The sequence below is a fragment of the Vibrio sp. B1-2 genome (genome assembly GCF_963888445.1).
In the GTDB taxonomy this organism is placed as follows: domain Bacteria; phylum Pseudomonadota; class Gammaproteobacteria; order Enterobacterales; family Vibrionaceae; genus Vibrio; species Vibrio anguillarum.
On record NZ_CAWPJH010000022.1, the window covers coordinates 303419 to 322919 of the forward strand.

18 protein-coding genes are annotated in these 19501 nt (G+C 51.8%); 6 read left to right on the forward strand and 12 right to left on the reverse strand.

Annotation, left to right across the window (positions count from 1 at the left end; genetic code table 11):
- Nucleotides 1–67: 67 nt before the first annotated feature.
- From AACQ75_RS09635 to AACQ75_RS09650, 4 genes are all read right to left on the reverse strand, one after another.
- Nucleotides 68–2287 (reverse strand): PepSY domain-containing protein, encoded by a 2220-nt coding sequence (locus AACQ75_RS09635; RefSeq protein WP_041154766.1) that lies wholly within the window; start codon nt 2285–2287, stop codon nt 68–70.
- A gap of 22 nt (nt 2288–2309) precedes the next feature.
- Nucleotides 2310–2783: a DUF2271 domain-containing protein gene (locus AACQ75_RS09640; protein WP_011784788.1), complete on the reverse strand. Its 474-nt coding sequence runs from the start codon at nt 2781–2783 to the stop codon at nt 2310–2312.
- A 54-nt stretch (nt 2784–2837) separates the two neighbouring features.
- Nucleotides 2838–3218, reverse strand: coding sequence for a PepSY domain-containing protein (locus AACQ75_RS09645; protein ID WP_064626386.1), 381 nt, complete (start codon nt 3216–3218; stop codon nt 2838–2840).
- A gap of 76 nt (nt 3219–3294) precedes the next feature.
- Nucleotides 3295–4611: a ferredoxin reductase family protein gene (locus AACQ75_RS09650; protein WP_064626388.1), complete on the reverse strand. Its 1317-nt coding sequence runs from the start codon at nt 4609–4611 to the stop codon at nt 3295–3297.
- A 179-nt stretch (nt 4612–4790) separates the two neighbouring features.
- On the opposite strand from AACQ75_RS09650, the gene AACQ75_RS09655 reads away from it, so the two are divergent.
- The 5 genes from AACQ75_RS09655 (at nt 4791) to ltrA (ending at nt 9772) form a co-directional block, all read left to right on the forward strand.
- Nucleotides 4791–5456, forward strand: coding sequence for a response regulator (locus tag AACQ75_RS09655; protein ID WP_019677802.1), 666 nt, complete (start codon nt 4791–4793; stop codon nt 5454–5456).
- On the forward strand, nt 5446–6771 hold the full coding sequence (locus tag AACQ75_RS09660; protein ID WP_064626390.1) for an ATP-binding protein: 1326 nt from the start codon (nt 5446–5448) through the stop codon (nt 6769–6771). Before AACQ75_RS09655 ends, AACQ75_RS09660 begins: the two co-directional genes overlap by 11 nt.
- Nucleotides 6762–7913, forward strand: a complete 1152-nt coding sequence (locus AACQ75_RS09665; RefSeq protein WP_041154768.1) for a helix-turn-helix domain-containing protein — start codon at nt 6762–6764, stop codon at nt 7911–7913. The genes AACQ75_RS09660 and AACQ75_RS09665 overlap by 10 nt, the downstream gene beginning before the upstream one ends.
- A 204-nt stretch (nt 7914–8117) precedes the next feature.
- The gene (locus AACQ75_RS09670) at nt 8118–8708 is read left to right on the forward strand and encodes a DUF6448 family protein (protein WP_041154769.1); all 591 of its coding nucleotides are present in this window, start codon (nt 8118–8120) and stop codon (nt 8706–8708) included.
- A 227-nt stretch (nt 8709–8935) separates the two neighbouring features.
- Nucleotides 8936–9772, forward strand: a complete 837-nt coding sequence (ltrA, locus tag AACQ75_RS09675; RefSeq protein ID WP_199453126.1) for a group II intron reverse transcriptase/maturase — start codon at nt 8936–8938, stop codon at nt 9770–9772.
- Here the strand turns inward: ltrA and AACQ75_RS09680 are convergent.
- The 8 genes from AACQ75_RS09680 to AACQ75_RS09715 form a co-directional block, all read right to left on the reverse strand.
- On the reverse strand, nt 9687–10547 hold the full coding sequence (locus AACQ75_RS09680; RefSeq protein WP_011783503.1) for a LysR family transcriptional regulator: 861 nt from the start codon (nt 10545–10547) through the stop codon (nt 9687–9689). The genes ltrA and AACQ75_RS09680 overlap by 86 nt on opposite strands.
- Nucleotides 10541–11551 (reverse strand): phosphonate dehydrogenase, encoded by a 1011-nt coding sequence (locus AACQ75_RS09685; RefSeq protein ID WP_041154770.1) that lies wholly within the window; start codon nt 11549–11551, stop codon nt 10541–10543. The genes AACQ75_RS09680 and AACQ75_RS09685 overlap by 7 nt, the downstream gene beginning before the upstream one ends.
- Nucleotides 11552–11560: 9 nt before the next feature.
- On the reverse strand, nt 11561–12391 hold the full coding sequence (gene phnE / locus AACQ75_RS09690) for a phosphonate ABC transporter, permease protein PhnE (protein ID WP_170888559.1): 831 nt from the start codon (nt 12389–12391) through the stop codon (nt 11561–11563).
- Between the two features lie 10 nt (nt 12392–12401).
- Complete coding sequence (gene phnD, locus AACQ75_RS09695) at nt 12402–13265, reverse strand: phosphate/phosphite/phosphonate ABC transporter substrate-binding protein (RefSeq protein WP_041154771.1); 864 nt, start codon at nt 13263–13265, stop codon at nt 12402–12404.
- A complete protein-coding gene (gene phnC, locus AACQ75_RS09700; RefSeq protein ID WP_052481507.1) occupies nt 13262–14080 on the reverse strand; it encodes a phosphonate ABC transporter ATP-binding protein in 819 nt (272 codons plus the stop codon). The genes phnD and phnC overlap by 4 nt, the downstream gene beginning before the upstream one ends.
- 469 nt (nt 14081–14549) lie before the next feature.
- Entirely contained in the window at nt 14550–15578 is a 1029-nt protein-coding gene (locus AACQ75_RS09705; protein ID WP_054645368.1) for an IS630 family transposase, read from the reverse strand.
- A gap of 264 nt (nt 15579–15842) precedes the next feature.
- Nucleotides 15843–16763 (reverse strand): ornithine cyclodeaminase family protein, encoded by a 921-nt coding sequence (locus tag AACQ75_RS09710; protein WP_064625782.1) that lies wholly within the window; start codon nt 16761–16763, stop codon nt 15843–15845.
- Nucleotides 16764–17927 carry an alanine racemase gene (locus AACQ75_RS09715; protein ID WP_064625781.1) on the reverse strand — a complete coding sequence of 388 codons (1164 nt, stop codon included), beginning with the start codon at nt 17925–17927 and terminating at the stop codon, nt 16764–16766.
- A gap of 106 nt (nt 17928–18033) precedes the next feature.
- Here AACQ75_RS09715 and AACQ75_RS09720 point away from each other — a divergent pair, with 106 nt between their 5' ends.
- Entirely contained in the window at nt 18034–18939 is a 906-nt protein-coding gene (locus AACQ75_RS09720; protein WP_064625780.1) for a LysR family transcriptional regulator, read from the forward strand.
- Nucleotides 18940–19501 lie beyond the last annotated feature (562 nt).

Consider the following 19501-nt stretch of genomic DNA (forward strand, 5'->3'; position numbering starts at 1 on the left):
TTCCTGTTCAGGACGCGATTTGGTGCTTTGGGATTATAGGCTCAGTTCGACCTTGTCACTTTATCTGTCAATATACATCTTCAAGATAACGTCCCTGGCCTCTCAGAGTTTCAATATCGATGTGCAAGGGTTTGAGAATGTCTTCTATAACCTGCCGCACAGCCGCCGCCATATCCCGGCCACCACAGACCAGTATCTGCGCACCGGTGTTAACCATCTGTCGCACGGCTAATTCATCCTGTTTGAGCTTATCCTGCACGTAGGCGCGCTCGTCTGTTCTTGAGAAGGCTGTGTTCAGCCCGCTCAGTCGATGATCCTCAAGATAGCGCCCAAGCTCAGGTTGGTAGAGAAAATCTGACCTGGCATCGCGACCGCCCCAGTACAGATACATAGGGTTGCAACTGGTATTGTTTCTGATGAAACCGGTTAACGGACCAATCCCGGCACCTGCACCGACAAGAATCACTGGTCGGTTACCGGTAGCTGGCCGAAAGCCTGGATTGGGGCGGATGAAGCCATCGATACAATCACCCGGCTTGAGGTCATGCAAATAACCGGAGCAAAGACCGCCGGCCTGCTTACGGACGCATATCTCAACAATTTCGTCATTTGCCGAGGACGCGAGCGAGTAGAACCGCGGGGGTTGACCGTGTGGGGGAATAACCCCCAAAAGGTCTCCCGCCTCGAACGGTGGCAGCGCTTTAAATCTTCTTGGAGAAGCCGTTAGCCATCCGCCCTGCTCCGCCGGTTTGAACCGGAAGATACTGGTGGGCGCCTGAACCGCAATCCCGTAATCCGCCCTTTCTACCAGTTCCAGTTTGACCGTTGCTGGCTGCAATGCACAGTAGTTCAAGAAAAGCGGAGTACCGATAACCTCACCAACCCGGTTTCCCCACTCACTGAATTGCGAGGCAGAACACCGATCAATCAGTTCAATGGCGTGCAAACGGCTGACGCCTTTACCGGCGAGCGCAGCATCCACCGACAAGGCAAACTGACAGAAGTTCGGAAACTGCCGGTCACCAAAACCCAGTACCGTGTATCGCAGGTTCTTCTCAGCCCGGAATTCTTTGAGCCTGGCCATAAACTGCCGGGCCGATGCGGGTGCATCACCATCACCGTATGTCGAAGTCAGCACGAACAGCCTGGAAGCCTGCGGATACTGCTTAGCCAGGGCATTCATCTCGCTGCAATGCACGCGGAAACCGGCCTTATTCAGGCTGCTATGGAGTTCCTGGGCAAATCCCCAGGTGGCATTACCTTCGGAGCCGACCAGAATAATTGTATCCGCCTGAGCGGCATCGGCGTTGTCAGGAAGCTGCCCTGAAGACCGGCGACGCTGCCACCAGATGGTTGCACCTGTTATCGAGAGAGCTGGCACAGTCAGTGCCGCAGCGCCAAGAATCAGGCCAAGCCACCATAGGCCTTCACCGGTGTGCAAACGTACAATCCAGTCCTGCAATACGCCGCTGTCAGAGCGCGGCTGGAACTGCAGCAACTCGCCCGTAGCCTGGTCCACGAATCCGGAGCCGCCGGCGGTTGACAGCGAATAGACGTCCTGCGGATCACCGGGATAGGGAAACACCAGTTCCCGGAGTTCGCCAAGATCGAAATTGCCTAGCGCTTTTAAGGTGCCCACAGGCGATGGTTGCCCGCCCGAGACCTCAGCCGGAAACCCTGGCCCTGTGTCAGGCGCTTCCGGCAGCAAACCAAAGCGCTGTGCCGACATATAGCTACCGGTCAGTGCGGATAACAGTAGGCCGAGCACGGCAAACCGGGCCAGCTCGGCATGGATTCGTTTCCCGCCTGAGCCGGAAAGCGGTCTTAGTATATTCTTCCAACCCCCGGTACGCCGGGCTATCAACAATATTCCCGAAAGACACAGAAGTACCATCAAAGCAGCTAATACGCCGGCCAGCGCTCTACCGGCATCATCCAGCATAAACGCACGGTGCAGGTCCTTGACCCAGCCAAAAAATGCGGAAGGTTCGTAGGGTGCGGTGCCCTCACCTGTTACCGGATTCACCAGATCCGCACCGGCCTGGCCGTCACGGCTGTAATAGACAATGACCTTGCCAGAAGGCTCTCGCACGATCTGCTCAGTCCCGGGATAGTGAGCAACGACCCGGTCTGCCAGCTCGGCAATACTGACTTCACCGGAAGCCGGAATGACCGCTGACACTCTATCCAGCGTCGGAGCCAAAGCCAACACAGCTCCCGTGACCGAGAGAACGATCAGGAACACGCCTGCAAGCAAACCCGGTAAACTGTGGAACTTGCGCAACATAATAGTCGATGCTCCTGGTGAATTATTGAAGCTCGTAGGTCAGAGCGCGCACGTAACCACGTCCTGAAACCGGCTTTCCGGACCCTTCGGTGGTCAGGGGGGCTATCACATCGGCTCTGATATCGCGCATATCTTCAACAGCAGAGTCGACTCGAACCTCATAGCCGTTGTCGATCAGCGAATCATCGAGGTTCAGAGTCACTTTCAGCGTGCGGCCACTGGTAACACTGGCGCCAGTCAAGCCGTCATACTCTGCAGGATCAAGCCCACTGCCCCGGGCCCAGCCTCCCAGGTGTTTGTAGTATTTAGATTTCTTCCCGGAAACCCAAAGGGTACCCTGATACTCTCCGGCGGCATCGGTAAGATACAGAGCCAGATAGGCTCCATCGCCACCGTAATTCTGTAGTTCCGTAGTGAAGGTCACGTCACGGGCCTGGGCGAATACCGGTAAAGCCAAGGCGGCGAAAAGGCTGCAAGTGAGAACAAACGTTTTCATAAATGGTCTCCGAAAACCTGATGAGCGTTAAATGAACAGGCCAAATTCAATCAGTTACTCAACGATAACCGTGGGACGACCCTTGACGATGCCGTTGCGTTGCGCCTGACTTTTGGGATTGTCCTGTCCATTTTTCCTGTTGCCGTGGTCCCTCTCCTCATAGTCACTGTCTTCACGCTCCCATTTCATCATGATCAGTGAAGCGGGCGCGAAAGAGGCTTCTGCCCTGACCCCATCGGCATCGAGGCCCCTGACTTCATAACAACCGTCGTCAACCTTTATTCGGTGAACTGTCCAGCCTTCGGCTTCCAGTTTTTCCCGCAGATTTTCACGGGGCTGCCAATTCGCCACCGGATCATTGCAGTCGTCATCGGCAAGTGCGGTGCCACTGAGAAGCAACAAAGACAGGCTCAAAAGAATGGGTTTGGTCTTCATGGTGTCTCTCCTGCTGGTTGTGTTAAATCCACTTTAAGACGCTAACCTGACAATGCCCTGAACAAACCAGACATTATCAGCGGAACTGGAAGGCTTCTTTATGGAAGCGAGTCAGGCGGAAGGGTGCTGCCCGCAAGCCGTTTCTAATGGCTTCCCCCAGCCCTGCCGGGCCGCAGAACCAGACCTCTGCGCCTGCTGCCGAGCGTCCGTTGGTAGACAACGTCTCGGCAGACAACCTCTGCCCCTTGCTGCTGTCATGAATCTCGAGGTGTATCCCGGGAAAGCCATCGCAAAGCGCCCGAAGTCGATCCACCATGGAATCCTGGCCGGCGTTGCGCGTGCAGTAATGCAGATCGGCTTCAGGCACGGTGGCGTCGGTGGCGCTGCTTAGAGCTTCGAGCCAGGCCAGAAACGGCGTGATCCCGATGCCACCGGCTATCCAGATCTGGTGGGATTTGCGGTTGCGGCGATCGAAGTTAAAACAGCCGTAAGGGCCTTCTATATTTACGGTTTGCCCCACGCTGATTTTCTGGCTCAGATTGCGGGTAAAGTCTCCGAGGGATTTGATGAGGAAGGTAACAGTGCCATTTTCCCGATCCGCACTGGCGATGGTGAACGGGTGCGCACCCTCAATCCGGTCGAAGGTCACAAAGGCGAATTGCCCCGCACGGTGACCGGGCCATGCCGGCCCCATGTGGCAGGTAACTTCGGTGACGTCCCGGTCTGGTGTTTTGATCGCGGTGACCATGCCGCGAACCTGGCGACGACGACCAACTCTGCCGGTCAGAGATAGCCCGCTGGCGATGCTCCCGCCAAAGAGCAAAATGGCCATCAGTAGTCCGATTGGCTGCTGCCACCATTGCAGCGGAGTCAGCCACGCCGCGTGGAAAGCGAGCAACAGATAAAGCACCGGCATGCCGCGATGCAAATAACGCCAGTATTTGTAGGGAAACTTGCGCCACAAAGTGATCAACAGCATGGCGAACAGCAGATAGACGGCGAACTCCCCTACCTCTTCCGCAGCATCGCGCATGGTGTCGATGAACCCGGAATAATCCTGATCGTGCAGCCTGCCGGCCTTTCCGAAAATCGACTCTATAACATCGTCACCCATTTCAATCAGCCAATGAGCTGCCGCGAATACCACTGCCAGAATGCCCGCCCATTTGTGGGTGCGATAGATCTGATCCAACCCGCCCAGCGGTCTCTCCAACCAGGCTGGGCGCAGAGCCAGCATCATGGTCAGTGTCATCAGAGCAATGGATAACAGCCCACTGAGCAGCAGGCTCTGGTCATAGACTGCCCAGGGAGAACCGGCCCCAGGACCTGCAAAGAGGTTCCAGGCCCATAGGCCCAAAACCAACACAACGAAAGGAAAAATCATCCGCATCATCACATCTCCTGCGATCTGTACCTGGAATATTCCCCCGAAGGCTAGCGCCCAAACCTGACAGCCAGCTGAAGGTCGGTGAAGAGAGATCGAAGCGTTATTGACCATTCAGGCTGTTGTCAGGTTTGAGTTGTAGTTTGAGCTGTAGTATCTTGATTCCAGGGCTGGGTCAGAGGTGAACGATGCGGGTACTTTTGGTGGAGGATACGGTGGGATTGGGCGAGGCGGTCCGGGATCAGATTGCGGACGACGGCCACGCTGTGGACTGGGTGCAAACGCTGGGCTTTGCCGAGGCGAGTGTCAGGACCACACCCTACGACCTGATTCTGCTGGACCTGATGCTCCCCGACGGTCATGGCTTGGGCTTTTTGCGAACACTCCGGGCTACCGGAAAAACAACACCGGTGATCATTCTTACTGCCAGGGATCAGGTGTCTGACCGGATTGAAGGATTAAATGCCGGTGCTGACGACTACCTGGTCAAACCCTTTGATCTTTCGGAGCTGTCGGCCCGCGTGGCCGCGGTGGCTCGCCGATATCGCGGCAATCCAAGCCCGATCATACAAGTGGGCGAGCTGATGATTGATCTTGGCGATCACCGCATCAGTCGCAACGGCCTGCCGGTAGAACTTACGGCACGGGAGTGGGCATTGTTTGAGGGCTTTATCCAGCGACCCGGAATGCTGTTATCGCGATCGCAACTGGAGGATCGTCTATACGCTTTCGGGGCCGAAATCGAAAGTAACACCATCGAAGTTTATGTCAGCCGTCTGCGTAAAAAGCTCGGGCGGGACGCTATCGTAACCGTCAGGGGAATGGGCTATCGCCTGGAAACACATGACCACTAGAACCAGCCTGCAAAAAACACTCGGTATCGGCCTGACACTCGGTGTCACCCTACTCTGGCTGTTGGGCGTGACCGCTTCGGGACTGGTGGCACAGCATGAAATGAACGAGGTCTTCGACAGTGCCCTGGAAGAAACCGCCCAGCGCATACTGCCACTGGCGGTCATCGACATCCTGAACCGTGAGAACGGCGCGGGCAATCAAAAGGCCCCAGCCCTGAAAGACCATGACGAATACCTGACCTATCTGGTACGGGACGAAGCTGGAAATATTCTGCTCCAGTCCCACGATGCCGACCCTGGCGTGTTTAGCAGGACCCCCGCGGAAGGGTTTTCAGATACTCTGACCCACCGGCTATATGGCGTATCTGCAGTCAGCAATACCATCTATCTTGAAGTGGCCGAACCCTTGGCGCACCGGCGTGAATCCGCTCTGGAGGCGGGATTAGCCTTACTGTTGCCTTTACTGGTGCTGATTCCGGTCAGCCTGTTGGGTGTCTGGTGGATTGTCCGGCTTTCCCTTCGTAAGGTGGTCGATTTTCAGCAAGACATTGAATCCCGCGGCGCGGGAGATCTGTCCCCTGTTGTAGAAGAGCAGTTACCCCGTGAATTTGAACCAATCGCCGGTGCCATCAACCGGCTGCTTGAGCGTTTGCATCGTGCTCTCGAATCAGAACGCAGCTTTACCGCCAACAGTGCCCATGAACTGCGAACTCCCCTGGCAACAGCGCTTGCCAAAGTGCAGCGACTGAAAACCAGAATGCCCGATGATTATCTCAAGAATGATGTTGCAGAAATTGAAGAAGCGTTACGCAGTCTCTCGGTGCTGTCCGGAAAACTGCTCGAGTTGGCAAAAGCAGAAAGTGGCGGTGCACTCTCACAAAGCCAGCAGGATCTTGTGCCCATCCTCGCGATGATTGCCCGGGATTTTGAGGCCCAGGCACCCGGGCGAGTTGTTTTATCCCTGCCGGAGCGCGAAGTGAACTCCTTTCTTGATCCCGATGCCTTCGCCATCCTGGTGCGTAACCTGATCGAGAATGCCCTTAAGCATGGTTCCCGTAGCGAGCCGGTGAAGATCAACCTGAACGATAATGGGGTTTTAAGGGTCTGCAATGGCGGTGCAAGAGTGCCACCGGAACAGCTCGCTCTTTTAAGAAACCGGTTTGCACGCGCCAAAACGGACGCTGCAGGTTCTGGCCTGGGCCTCGCGATTGCCGATGCGATTGCTAAAGGTGCCGGCATGACCCTGCATCTCAGATCGCCGGCAACAGGACGGCAGGATGGTTTTGAAGCGGAGCTGAATCTGGCATGTATCTGACACTCACCGACATTGTGCTGCTGACGAGCATCATTCAATCGCTGGCTCTTGCCGTTTTTCTCCTACTTCCATCCAACAGTGGGCTCATATCTAACCGACTCCTGGTTGCCACTCTGGTGTTCTTCGCCGCCGGGCTGGGAGAGATCTTCCTCTATGGCAGCGGGCTTGCGCTCCAGTACCCAAACTTCGCCTACCTCGGAACACTCATCGGACTTCTACAAGCCGGCACGCTCTATCTATATGCGCAATCGCTGATGTATCAGAATTTCCAGTTACGCGGGAAGCATCTCGTGCACACGTTGCTCTTCTGGGTGGTCGGCGCAATTTTTCTGATTGAATATTATTTACAGCCAAGCGAGACCAAAGTTCAGATTCTGCTTGAACGGGACCACCCGGGCGTACTTACCTCTCCCCTTCTTGCAGTCGCTATTCACGCGGTCTTTCTGGGCTACCTGTACGCGACTATTCGTGCGATTAACCGTTTCGGCCTTGGTATTCGACAGATTTTCTCGAGTATTGAAAACAAACAACTTGCGTGGTTACGGACGCTTCTGATCGGCTATGCAGTGGCTTGGACCGTGAGCATGATGTACTGCCTTACAGCGCATGTGTTTAGAAGCGTGCCCGGAACCGAGTGGGTGGCCGGCGCTGGCGCTGTAACGGGCTTCATTTTCATCAATTTTCTGATGATAAACTCTCTTCGCCAACCCGTTGTTTTCTCTGGATTGGCAGCAGACCAGGCCGCCTTGCTGGAAGAAGAGCCCACGCCGCAGTTTGATCAAACTTTAAAGGTCAGGCTCCAACAGTTAATGCACCAGGAAAAGCCCCACTTGCACCCCAACCTGACCCTGGAACAACTTTCACGGAAATTGGGCGCCCCTTCAAGAGAGGTTTCACGGGCCATTAACCAAGGCTTTGGCTGCAATTTCTTTGAGTTCGTCAGTCGCTATCGCATCGACGAGGCGAAATCGCGCCTGGCCGATGCAGCCAATCAGGCAAATATTCTGCAGATCATGTATGACTCTGGCTTCAACTCGAAGTCCGTATTCAATACTGCTTTCAAGAAAGAGACAGGATTTACCCCCAGTGAATATCGCCGACGAACCCTGCAGGGCGATATTCGCCCCGAGCCTCCATCCTGAACCTGGCAATCAGACGTTCGAGTACGCTCCCACCCGATACTGAAATCTCTAACTAACTGAATTGTTTATTTTTATTTCTAAACCATGGAATCGGTTCGGTTTCGTACTTGCGAACGCTTCTTTGGCCTGCCTTCCGTACTCTGATTGCCAAGCGTCACCAAACCCGGTGCTCGTGAAGCTCAACGCAATATGAAGAGGTCATGTATGAAAACCAAATTACGCAAAACTGCTGTTCCCGCAGTGGCCGCAGCAATCTTCAGCCTGATGTTTGCCGGTAGCGCCCAAGCTCATTGTGATGCTCTGGACGGTCCCGTGATTACCGAAGCCCGTGCGGCACTGGAGTCAGGCAATGTTAAGCCCTTGCTCAAATGGGTGCCGGCAAAGGATGAGGCCGAAATCAAAAGGGTATTCGCCGATGTGCGCCAAGTCCGCGGGCAAAGCGAAACTGCGAAAAACATTGCCGATCAGCATCTGTTCTCGACGCTCGTTGAGGTGCATCGTGCCTCCGAAGGCGCACCCTTTACCGGCATCAAGCCTTCCGGACAGATTGATCCGGGTTTAATGGCGGCGGATGCGGCGTTGGAAAACGGGCAAATTGATCGCCTCGTGGCAAATATAACCCGCAAGATCGAGAACGGTATTCGTGAGCGTTATCATGAGGCTCAGCGTGCAAGGGCCATGGCTGATCAAAGCGGCGATAAGGGGCGTGCCTTTGTCGCTGACTACGTCAATTACATGCACTATATAGAGGGCGTGCATGGCGCTGCTGGAGGGCAGGGGCACCAGGGGCACTAATTCCTATCTTCACGCAGACGCAAAGCAGGCTGACGGCCTGCTTTGCCGTTGTATTCATTTCCAGTTTCGCCTTCGGCTGAATTGGTACCATCATTCTATTAAGGCGCATCAAAAAACATAAATGAAGCCAACACCAATCTCCGCTTCATAATCATTCCGGGATATCGGGCAGCCATATTACTAACTGAGGGGCGTGCTGTGTTTTATCTAATTTCGGTATTTCCGCAATTAGAGAAAAAAATTCCAAGCGCCAGGTATGGAAGGCGTATCAGCGCGTTAAATCAAATCGAGGTGCGGCCGGTGTAGATGGCCAGACGATTCAGGACTTTGATCGAGACTTAAGTAAGAACCTCTATCTAATTTGGAATCGGATGTCGTCCGGCAGCTATTTCCCACCGTCCGTCAAAGCAGTTCCAATTCCGAAGAAAAGTGGAGGAGAAAGATTGCTCGGGGTACCCACGGTTAGCGATCGTATAGCGCAAACTGTGGTTACTATGACGCTGGAACCTATCCTGGAACCTGTCTTTCATGTGGACTCGTACGGGTATCGGCGCGGGAAATCCCCGCATGATGCGCTTGCGATCACGCGAAAGCGGTGCTGGGAAAGGGACTGGGTGCTGGAGTATGACATCCGTGGCTTGTTTGATCATATTGATCATGAGCTATTGCTCAAGGCCCTTGACCACCATTGCTCTGAATCCTGGGTGCTGCTGTATGTGAGGCGCTGGCTAACGGCACCGATGCAGACGAAAGATGGTAAGCAGGAACGACGGAACGTTGGCACACCACAAGGTGGCCCGTTATCGCCAGTTCTGGCAAACCTGTTTCTGCATTATGCATTGGATCGTTGGCTGACCGTTCGTCATCCGGATATCCCATTCTGCCGATATGCAGATGACGGAATACTGCGTTGTCGAAGTGAGCGTGAGGCTCAGTATCTGCATTCCCAGCTAGATATGCGTGAGGTGGACCCAATAGCTATTCACAGAGATGCCCAACAAACGAGTATACTGGCCTGTGTTTGTCCAGGCTGCTCGGATAAATCACCATCAGCTCCTTGCTAAGGCCAGGCTCACTCACGGGAATAGCCACCAGACTTCCATTTTGGACCTCCTCCCGTACAGAACTTTCAAGCACCAACGATGCGCCAAGTCCGACCTTAACCGCTTGCTTGACGGCTTCGGTGCTACCCAGCTGCATAGATACCGTCGGAAATGGCCCATGCTCACCGAAGTAGGTCGCCAAAAGCCGGCCAGTGCCGGTGCCGGGTTCGCCGCCGATCAGAGCCATGTTAGACAGCGTATCGCGGTCGATATCGGTTCGACGGGCTAACGGGTGACCAGGCGGAACGATTAGAACAACGGGCTCGTTACGCCACGCCTGAGCATGGAATCCGGGTAGATCATGCCACCACTCCATAATCGCCACGTCCAGCTCACCGTCCGATAAATGCCGTGCAATAGTCGGATTGGAATCTATTACCACATCCACCTCGGGCCCTACGCCCAGCTCCTTGTAACGACGGATGTAGGGCTGGAGCATATAAATCCCAATATTGGAGCTCGCCCCAACGCGAAGTCGAGCCTCCATAATGGAAGATCTCGCCTGCTCCTCCAGCCGGAGCAGACTTCGGGCAAAAGGCAACAAGGTTAAGGCAGCCCGGGTTGGCTCACAGCCAGAGCGCCCCCTGTGGACCAATAAAACGCCAAGTTGGTTTTCGAGTTTTTGAAGGTGCTGGGACAGTGTGGGTTGTGCGATGTCCAACTGGCGGGCTGCGGCCTGAAACCCGTTGTGGTCCAGCACCGCCACGAAACTCTTCAGCCAGACAAGATTCAGCATGGGCCGCTCTCGCGGCCACTGGGATCATTGATCGCATCACCCGGCCGCTCACCCCGAAGCACTTGCAGAATGTTCCGAGCAGCGCGTTGCTCGATAGCCAGACGCACCTGGCTGACTGCCGATCCGATGTGAGCAGTAAACAGCGTGTTGGGGTGGGCCCTGAGCCCCTGGGCGATCTCCCTCGGACGATCTTCTCTCGCCCAATCTTCCATCTCAAACACATCAGCGGCGTACCCCCCCAACTGACCGGATTGAAGCGCTTGCAGAACACTACCCTCATCCACCACAGATCCACGGCAGGGATTGATAAGGAATGCGCCCGGTTTCATTCCTGTTAGCGTTTCGCGATTAATGGTGTGGAGGGTTTGCTCATTGAGCGCCAGTGCCAGGATCACAATATCTGACTGGGCCAGCAGCATCTTGAGGGGAGTATGGGACAAACCCAGTGCCTGCTCATGCTGCACGGGTAAACGTTCCGGCTGGGAATAGATTAAATCCGCTCCCCATCCGTTCAGGCGCTGCGCCACCGCTTGGCCGATGGCCCCCATACCCACAATACCAATCCGTGAGCCTTCGATCCCCTGCCCATAGAAGCGTGGTGTCCAGCCAGTAAATTCACCGGATCGAACGAAGTGGTCCGCCGCCTTGACTTGTCGGGTGAGACTGATCGTCAGCCCGACCGCTAGCTCTGCAGTAGGCACGGTTAGCAAATCCGGTACAAATGTCAGCCAAACCCCATGACGCGTGCAGGCATCCACATCAAAGTTGTCATAGCCTTTCAGGGCTGCACCAATCACCTTCAAGCGCGGACACCCCTGTAGGAACTCCACTCCAACTCGGTCTGGCATGAACGCCATCATCGCATCAGCGTCTGCAACGCGCGCAGCCACTTCCTCCTGGGGCAACGTGGCGCCGGATTGGTTGGTGACCAGCTCGCAATCTTGGGCAAGTTCATCCAGAACACTGTCATGGATCTTATGGGTTATCACAATCTTGGGTTTCATAGACGGTCCTTATTTGAATTTCTTACGAAGGCGGCCACTGAGACTGTCCACGACGGTGACCATCAACAAGATGACAATGAGAATGGCGCTGACTTCCTGATACTGCATGATTCTCAGCGAGCCCATCAATTCGAAGCCAATACCACCGGCACCCACCATGCCCATTACGGTCGAGGCACGGAAATTGTATTCCCAGCGATAAATGGACACGTCCGCGAATTGAGGAAGTACTTGTGGCAGCACGGCGTGATAGAGCACCTGCAAGCGAGTAGCGTCGGCAGCATCGGCCGCTTCCACTGGCGCCTCATCTACATGCTCAATCGCTTCGGCAAAAAACTTTCCAACCATGCCAATGGAGTGAAGACCGAGCGCCAGTACGCCAGGCAACGCCCCAAAACCAACAGCAGCCACGAAGATGATGCCCATGATTAGTTCCGGGACTGAACGCAAACCGTTTAAAAGGGTTCGAGTTACTTGGAACACCACCGGATGTGGAGAGGTGTTGCGCGCAGCCAGGAATGCCAGTGGCACAGACAAGGTTACTGCAATGGCAGTACCGGCAATGCTCATCGCAAGCGTGTCGATTAACGGCGACACCCAGCTGGCCACATTGGTGAAGTCAGGTGGAAGAGATTCGCCAATGAGTGTGCCTATGGCTGGCACGCCATTGGCAAGTGTATTGAAATTGAGCAGCCCTACGTGCCAACTTGCGACAAAAATGATGAGCAGCACTAACAGCGACTGTCCGAGTTTTTTCCGCCAGCCTTTCGCGTGCTCATCCAGCACGGAGGCCGACGGGGCCGGCGACAGAGTCGCCGGTTCCTTCGTTGTATAGTTCATGGGGCACTCCTCACATTTTTGCGAAATCAAGATTGAGCAGGCCACCCATAGCGCGGATGACATCGTAATCTTCGTCGGTAATTGCCGCGAATCCCTCAGCCTTCAGGTTGTCGAGAATCTCCGGGTCATCGATCTGCAGAAAGGCTTTCTGAATGTTGCTCTTCAGCTCAGGGGCCAGGTTCGAACGCATGGCCCAGGGGTATTGAGGAAAGTCACCGCTGTAGCCCAGCACTTTGACCTTGCTCCGATCAATCAAACCGCTGTCCATCACATGCTCGAAGATAACTTCGGACAACCCTCCGGCGTCGGCATTGCCATTGGCGACGTTAACCGCAACAGCGTCATGGCTACCGACGAAATGAGCCTCATAGTCCTTTCCGGCTTCGAGCTCTGCCTTCTCAAGGAGTACGGTCTTGGGGATCAGGTGGCTGGAAGTGGATGCGCGGTCACCGTAGGCCATTTTCTTGCCTTTGATATCCGCGAAGGAGCCAACGCCAGAGTCCGCATTGGCAATAATGATGGAGCGATAAGTCGGCTTCCCGTCTACCACCATGGCGGCAAAGGGTTCAATGTCACTCTTACTCTTGGCCATCACATAGGACAACGGACCAAAGTAAGCCAGGTCAATTCGGCCAAAACGCATGGCTTCGATCATGGAGGAGTAATCGGTGGTAACAATCAGTTCTACTTCCTTACCAAGAGTGGTTTCCAGGTAATCCTTCAAAGGTTGGTTTCGCTTGATCAGTTCTGACGCGTTCTCATCCGGCAGCAAGGCAACTTTCAAAAGATCAGGGTCTGTATCTGCGGCATGGGCTGACCAATGGATGCCGAGCATCATTATCAGAGCCAGCAAAGAGTGAATCATTGTCTTCATTGTGCTATCTCCAGTACGTCTGTCGTTATCGGGGTGGTCTTAGGTTTATGGATGGCTGGTTTGCCTTCCGCAGCTACCACGCTGGGTGAACGGTGGTAAATCTCGTCCAGGTGTTTCGATTTCAGGTTTTCAGGAGCATCGTCAAAAACGATATGAGCGTTCGAAAGGCCGATGATCCGGTCTGCAAAACGCTGGGCGTATTCCAATTGGTGCAAGGAAATAACCGCGGTGATTCCATCTTCCTGACAAATATCGCGCAGTAGGCCGAGTACCTTTTCAGAAGTGGCCGGATCCAGGCTGGCAACGGGCTCATCGGCAAGAATCATGGATGGTTGCTGCACCAATGCTCTGGCGATTCCAACCCGCTGCTGCTGGCCGCCGGACAACTGATCTACTCGGGAAAGCGCTTTGTCAGCCAGACCTACGCGGTCGAGGCATTGCAGAGCCAACTCCAGGTCCTGCCGGGGCAGGGGAAGCAGGCTTCGCCAAGTACCGTGATACGCAAGTCTGCCTGTCAGCACATTCTGTAACACGGTGTATCGTTCGATCAGCTGGTGATGCTGGAACACCATGGCGGTGCGGCTGCGGTGCTGTCGCAGGATTCTACGGTTGGTCAGTTCACCAAACTCGCCAGACACAACCTTCCCGGTTGTGGGCTTAACCAGGTGATTCAGTGAACGAAGCAGAGTGGATTTACCCGCGCCTGAAAGTCCCAGTAGCACGGTGAATTCGCCCTTGTGAAAGTGAACGTTGGTGGGTTTGAGCGCGAGGACGTTTCCCGGGTAGGTTACGCCCATACTCTCGACTCGAAGCATCACATTGGTTGATTGAGTTGGGGCCACAGTATCACCTTTTGCAATAAATAAGCTCGCCGTATTGCGAGTTACAATTGAACGATAAAGCTGAGAGATGACAACGTCGTGTCACTGATGTGACAGTTTGATGAAGTGCTTTTGGTTCGCAAGGATTTTCCGAAGGGCTCTGTGAAATACATGGAGCTCAGCCAAAGTGGAACGAGCCACCCAGGAGCTTAAGCAACAAAAATTGCGTTCCACCGTCAGTCGGCGAATCTCACGGTACAGTTCGTCCGTGCTGAGTTCATCGAATTGCTTACCGACTATACTCTTGCCTTCGAGGAGGTCGGACGCGCTCTCCAATAGGTCGCGCTTCCAGGTGCTGACTATGGTGGGGTGGATCTGGAAACGGGCAGCAATTCAAGGTGTGGCCTTAAGGGTGGGCAAGGACAGCCTTGCACTTACTAATTCGAAATAAAGTAAGCGAACATTACCCGGAGATATAAGCCAAATCCGGATGGCCAAAAAACGATTTCAATAGTCGTGGCAATTTTTGCAAACGTCGAAGCTGCCGGTAAACAGTGCTCCGAAGTTGTTCTTTGCTGTTAATGATCTTTTTACCGACGTGATGGTATTTGATATAGCCCCAAACAGACTCGTCAGGATTCAGCTCCGGCGAGTACGGCGGCAGGAAGAACAACCTGAGCTTGCCGTCGAGACTCTCAACATAGTCTCGAACCCGACGAGCATGATGAACCGGGTGGTTATCGAGGATCAGGAAAACCGGCTTGTCAACGTCTTGCACCAGAGCCTTGAGGAAACCAAGAAACGCATCGGTGTTCATGTTGCCCTGAATGGTCTTAAAGCGAAGCTCGCCGCGAGGCGAGATGGCCGAGATCAGATTGATGCTGAAGCGACTGCCCGTATTACGGATGATCGGAGTTTCACCCCTGGGTGCCCAGGTGGTGCCACTGTGATAATCAGACCGAATGCTGGCTTCATCGCCGAAATAGATGGTGGCGCCGACTTTTTTTGCTTCCTTGCGAATTTCCGGGTAGGTCTCTTCTTTCCATTGTTTCACGGCCTCTGGCTTTTGCTGGTAGGCCCGATGCAGGGGTTTCTGAGGCGTCAGCCCCAGGTTTCGAAGCAGACGACCGACCGAGACATCGCTTAACCGGACGTTGAACTTTTGCCGGATGAGCTCACGCACTCGGCCCCGAGTCCACAGGGCAAAATCAAACTTCAACTGGTCCGGCGTAAAGGTCGTTATCCAGATATACAGCTCCCGGATCTGAGCACCGCTCAGTTTCTTGGGACGACCGGAAATCTGCTTGGCCTTGAGCGCGTCAAAGCCACCCTCGCGGTAGGCAGCCAGCCATTCATAGATTCGTGCTCGGCTCATCCCCAGCGCTTTGATGACGACTTCTGGACTCTCGCCATCCATGACCCGTTGAACGGCGCGAACGCGAATGGCTTCTAATGTTTTGTGATCAAGTTTACGACCGTCATCGTGGCGCATGTGTGTAAATATCCGATAAGCTTGGCGAACGGAGCCTACATTATAAATGATGTTCGCTTACTTTCGAACCCATTAGTAAATGGCTTTATTTTTTGTTAGCGTTTTCGTTCCATTGGGCGTCACACCCCCTTATAAAGGATATTTAATCTCAGAATCGTTTTTGGACAAAAGTTTGCTAGTGACTTTGCTAATGTAGTTTTTCATGAATTACTTTAGGTATGGCAAAGTCACTTTTAGTATGTGAACACAACTGGACAGACTAAATTATTCAGCAGCCTTTCTATCGACCAAATCTAATAGTTTTGCTGCGACAAATAGATCCTGAATGGCAATGCCAGAGCTATCAAAAACGGTGATTTCTTTATCCGTTTTTCTCCCTTGAGCATTTCCCGTTATGACCTGACCAATCTCAGTAACGGGTAAATTTACCGTATGTTGAAACTCCCCTATAGCAACCGATTGTATCCTATAGTCGCAAAATAGCCTTGCCGTATTATAAAGTTCTGGTGGTAGCTCTTGCTTACCAAATTTATCCGCCCCCATAGCAGAAATATGGGTTCCACTCTTCACCCATTGGGCATTAAATAAAGGCGATTGGGCTGTTGTCGCGGTTACAATAATATCAGCTTGCTCACAAGCAGTTTGTGCACTGGCACTTTCCGCATTAATACCCTGTTGCTTTAATTTTTCAACAAATACCTCTGTGTTGCTTCGGCCTACGACCAAAACTTTTTCAATCTTACGAATGTCACAAATTGCTAAAACCTCGAATTCAGCTTGGTGTCCAGTGCCAAATACAGTCAGAACCTTTGAATCTTTTCGGGCTAGGTAGTCGACAGCGACAGCATCAGCAGCCGCAGTTCGATAAGCATTTACCTTACTTGCTGCAATTGCTGCCTGCAATTCACCTGTGTCTGGCTTTAGCAAAAAAACAGTCGTTCCATGGCATGGCATATCTAATGCCCGATTATTGGGCCAATATGTCCCTGTTTTCCAACCGACTAAGTTGGATGTACAAGCTGACTTTAAAGAAAACATGGAGCCTTCTTGCGAACCAGCAGCATTAACGACAGGAAACAGTGTTGCTTCATCACTCACTGCTGCTATAAATGCTTCTTTTACCGCATCATAAGCAAGTTGATGAGAAATAAGCTGTGATGTTTGTTGCTCATTCAGATAAATCATTTACCACCCCTGAACTCGATTCCAAATTTCATAAGTTTCATTTTTAATATCAAACACATGGTATTGCTTGTGCATTGATGCCATGGCGCAGGCGTGGTTAGGCAACACATGTATACGACTACCAATTGGAAAATCAGAAAAGTCGATGATTTCACCATTTACGGCTTCAATAATACCGTGTTCCTGATTGACATTTGTCACTTGCACATTAGAAACTGGGGCACCGTTATTTTTTGTCACTAAGCCATATCCGCAATCAGTTGGCTGGTTAGCCGTGCCACGATCTGCTGATAACGCCATCCATCCAGCATCAATTAATACCCAACCTTTTACTTTGTTATGCCCAATGACGGTTGCAACCACGCTGCCAACAATATCGCTATACTGACAAACACCGATTCCCGCCATAACCAAGTCAAAAAAGGAATAAACTCCCGCTCTTACCTCTGTAATACCCGTAAGGTCTTGATAGTGGTGTGCCGTTGGTGTTGAGCCTATACTGACAATCTCACAGGTGATGTCATGCTGTTTCAAAATATCAACAGCTTCTAATGCAGCCTTAACCTCATTCGCAGCACTGTTTTGTAATGAGAGGGGATCAAAACAGTGATATGACTCCCCTGCGTGACAAAGTACTCCCGCAAACTGGGCCTTTCCACCACACAACAACTGGGCAATATCTAATAACTTAGGGTCTTCAGGAGAAACGCCACCTCTATGCCCGTCACAGTCCACCTCGATCAAAGCAGCAATAGAACACTGCTTTTCTATACAAAACGTATTGAGTTCGATAGCTTGCTCCACACTATCCAGCAGTACTGTAATATCAATTCCTTTCGAAATGAGTTCAGATATTCTGTGTAACTTTTGAGCTGAAATTCCGACCGCATAAACGATGTTTTTATACCCGATAGCAGCGAGTTCTTCCGCTTCTTTCACCGTCGAAACGGTAACTGGAGCAGTGTGATCGGGTAATAAATATTGAGCCGCTTCAAGTGAACGAAGTGTTTTGAAATGCGGTCTCAAGCTTGCCCCTTGTGATTCTATGTTGCTTCTCATTCGGGTCAGGTTTTTGAGAAATGTACACTTATCAACATACATAAATGGCGTGTCAATTTTTTCATATTGAGCTATCAACGTAGAAGCTTGATTCAAGTTAGACATGTTTTCTTACCTCAGCGATTAGATCCAAGTATCACGTTCTAGTATCCACCAATTAAATTTCATCGTACATTAACAACTATTAACTTATAGATTAGGTTTAAACTAAATGGTTACTACTGAAGATTTGAAGTTTATTGTGACAATTGCCGAAAACCGTACACTGGCTGAAGCAGCCAGAGCACTGAATATCACACCTCCATCAGTCACACTTCGGCTTCAGCATATTGAAAAGAAGCTGGCGGTAAAATTAATTCAGCGACCATCCAGAATTGCTACCCTGACCGAAGAAGGTCAACTTTTACTCAACAAAGGACGTTTGATCCTCCAAGGCTTAGACGACTTACAAGAGCTGATTAACGAAAGAAAAGAACAAGTTTGTGGCAAGCTAAGAGTTCTGGCTCCACTAGGGTTTGGTAACGACTACATAGCCCCTTTACTTGGTGAGTATAAAGCCATGCATCCACAATTAGATGTTGAACTTGAACTCTCTGATAATCCTAATTGGGCCAAGCATCATAAGTGGGACATTATTATCTATATCGGCGAATTAAATGATTCATCTCTCAAAATGATCACACTTGCTAAAAATCAACGCTTTATTTGTGCATCCCCAAAATACATTGAAAGAAAAGGTATTCCCCAAACACCAAATGAACTAATCAGACATGAATGTATTGCCCTTCGAGAAAATAATGAAGACGTAACGTTATGGCAATTTACAGATGAAAAAGGGCAACCGGATATTATTCGAATTACCCCAACTCTTGCGAGCAATGAAGGTAGGGTCATCAAAGATTGGGCGATAGCAGGACTTGGCATTATCATGAGATCGGAATGGGATGTTCAGCCTCAAATTAATAGTGGTGATTTAATACGTCTATTATCGACTTATTCGTTACCCAATGCTGATATCGTTGCATTGTTAAGCAGTCCATCTAAAGAACGTTCAGCTAGAATTTCAGGTTTTATGTCATTACTGAAAGATCGGATTACACCAATGCCATGGAAATAAGATAGTTGGTACCCCAGGTACCATTACGAGAGAAAAGTTGTCTGAGTGATCGCAAGTGCATGACCACTAGGGTAATGCAGAATTGTCAGCACACTGTGAAGGTTAAGTCTCTTTGCTTTCGAGCGTAGCTCGCTCAGGCGGCTATGCCGCCAGTTCAAAAAGTAAAGTTGAATATGCGTGGATAGCTTGAGTTCTGTCGCCTTGATTCGTGTGCCCGAGCTCCTCTTTTATACTTTGATGCGGAAAACTGAGTGTTGTGTTCTTCGAGGGGCTTTAAGTTGTGCTTGTCCAAATTGCTCTTGTGCCCAAAGTTCAGCGTCTGAGTGTGTCATCTTAGTGTTTCAGTAAGGATTATTAAGTATTCAGATCACACTCGTGAAAGAGTTCAAAAAAAAACCCAAGCTGCAAGCTTGGGGTTTTATGTATAAGAGACAGCCTTTACGGTGTTTTTTGTTTTCTGCTGAGCCAATCAAGATCATTTATGCAATCTTGCTGACCTCACACAATATTGGCTTGCAGACATACCCTCATGCTGTTCTGTTACTGATAGCTTCTCTACAGC

Excerpts from the sequence above, each read along its gene's own strand:
- AACQ75_RS09635 (WP_041154766.1), bottom strand. The coding sequence starts at position 2,287 with ATGTTGCGCAAGTTCCACAGTTTACCGGGTTTGCTTGCAGGCGTGTTC.
- AACQ75_RS09640 (WP_011784788.1), bottom strand. The coding sequence starts at position 2,783 with ATGAAAACGTTTGTTCTCACTTGCAGCCTTTTCGCCGCCTTGGCTTTA.
- AACQ75_RS09645 (WP_064626386.1), bottom strand. The coding sequence starts at position 3,218 with ATGAAGACCAAACCCATTCTTTTGAGCCTGTCTTTGTTGCTTCTCAGT.
- AACQ75_RS09650 (WP_064626388.1), bottom strand. The coding sequence starts at position 4,611 with ATGATGCGGATGATTTTTCCTTTCGTTGTGTTGGTTTTGGGCCTATGG.
- AACQ75_RS09655 (WP_019677802.1), top strand. The coding sequence starts at position 4,791 with ATGCGGGTACTTTTGGTGGAGGATACGGTGGGATTGGGCGAGGCGGTC.
- AACQ75_RS09660 (WP_064626390.1), top strand. The coding sequence starts at position 5,446 with ATGACCACTAGAACCAGCCTGCAAAAAACACTCGGTATCGGCCTGACA.
- AACQ75_RS09665 (WP_041154768.1), top strand. The coding sequence starts at position 6,762 with ATGTATCTGACACTCACCGACATTGTGCTGCTGACGAGCATCATTCAA.
- AACQ75_RS09670 (WP_041154769.1), top strand. The coding sequence starts at position 8,118 with ATGAAAACCAAATTACGCAAAACTGCTGTTCCCGCAGTGGCCGCAGCA.
- AACQ75_RS09680 (WP_011783503.1), bottom strand. The coding sequence starts at position 10,547 with ATGCTGAATCTTGTCTGGCTGAAGAGTTTCGTGGCGGTGCTGGACCAC.
- AACQ75_RS09685 (WP_041154770.1), bottom strand. The coding sequence starts at position 11,551 with ATGAAACCCAAGATTGTGATAACCCATAAGATCCATGACAGTGTTCTG.
- phnE (WP_170888559.1), bottom strand. The coding sequence starts at position 12,391 with ATGAACTATACAACGAAGGAACCGGCGACTCTGTCGCCGGCCCCGTCG.
- phnD (WP_041154771.1), bottom strand. The coding sequence starts at position 13,265 with ATGAAGACAATGATTCACTCTTTGCTGGCTCTGATAATGATGCTCGGC.
- phnC (WP_052481507.1), bottom strand. The coding sequence starts at position 14,080 with ATGCTTCGAGTCGAGAGTATGGGCGTAACCTACCCGGGAAACGTCCTC.
- AACQ75_RS09705 (WP_054645368.1), bottom strand. The coding sequence starts at position 15,578 with ATGCGCCACGATGACGGTCGTAAACTTGATCACAAAACATTAGAAGCC.
- AACQ75_RS09710 (WP_064625782.1), bottom strand. The coding sequence starts at position 16,763 with ATGATTTATCTGAATGAGCAACAAACATCACAGCTTATTTCTCATCAA.
- AACQ75_RS09715 (WP_064625781.1), bottom strand. The coding sequence starts at position 17,927 with ATGTCTAACTTGAATCAAGCTTCTACGTTGATAGCTCAATATGAAAAA.
- AACQ75_RS09720 (WP_064625780.1), top strand. The coding sequence starts at position 18,034 with ATGGTTACTACTGAAGATTTGAAGTTTATTGTGACAATTGCCGAAAAC.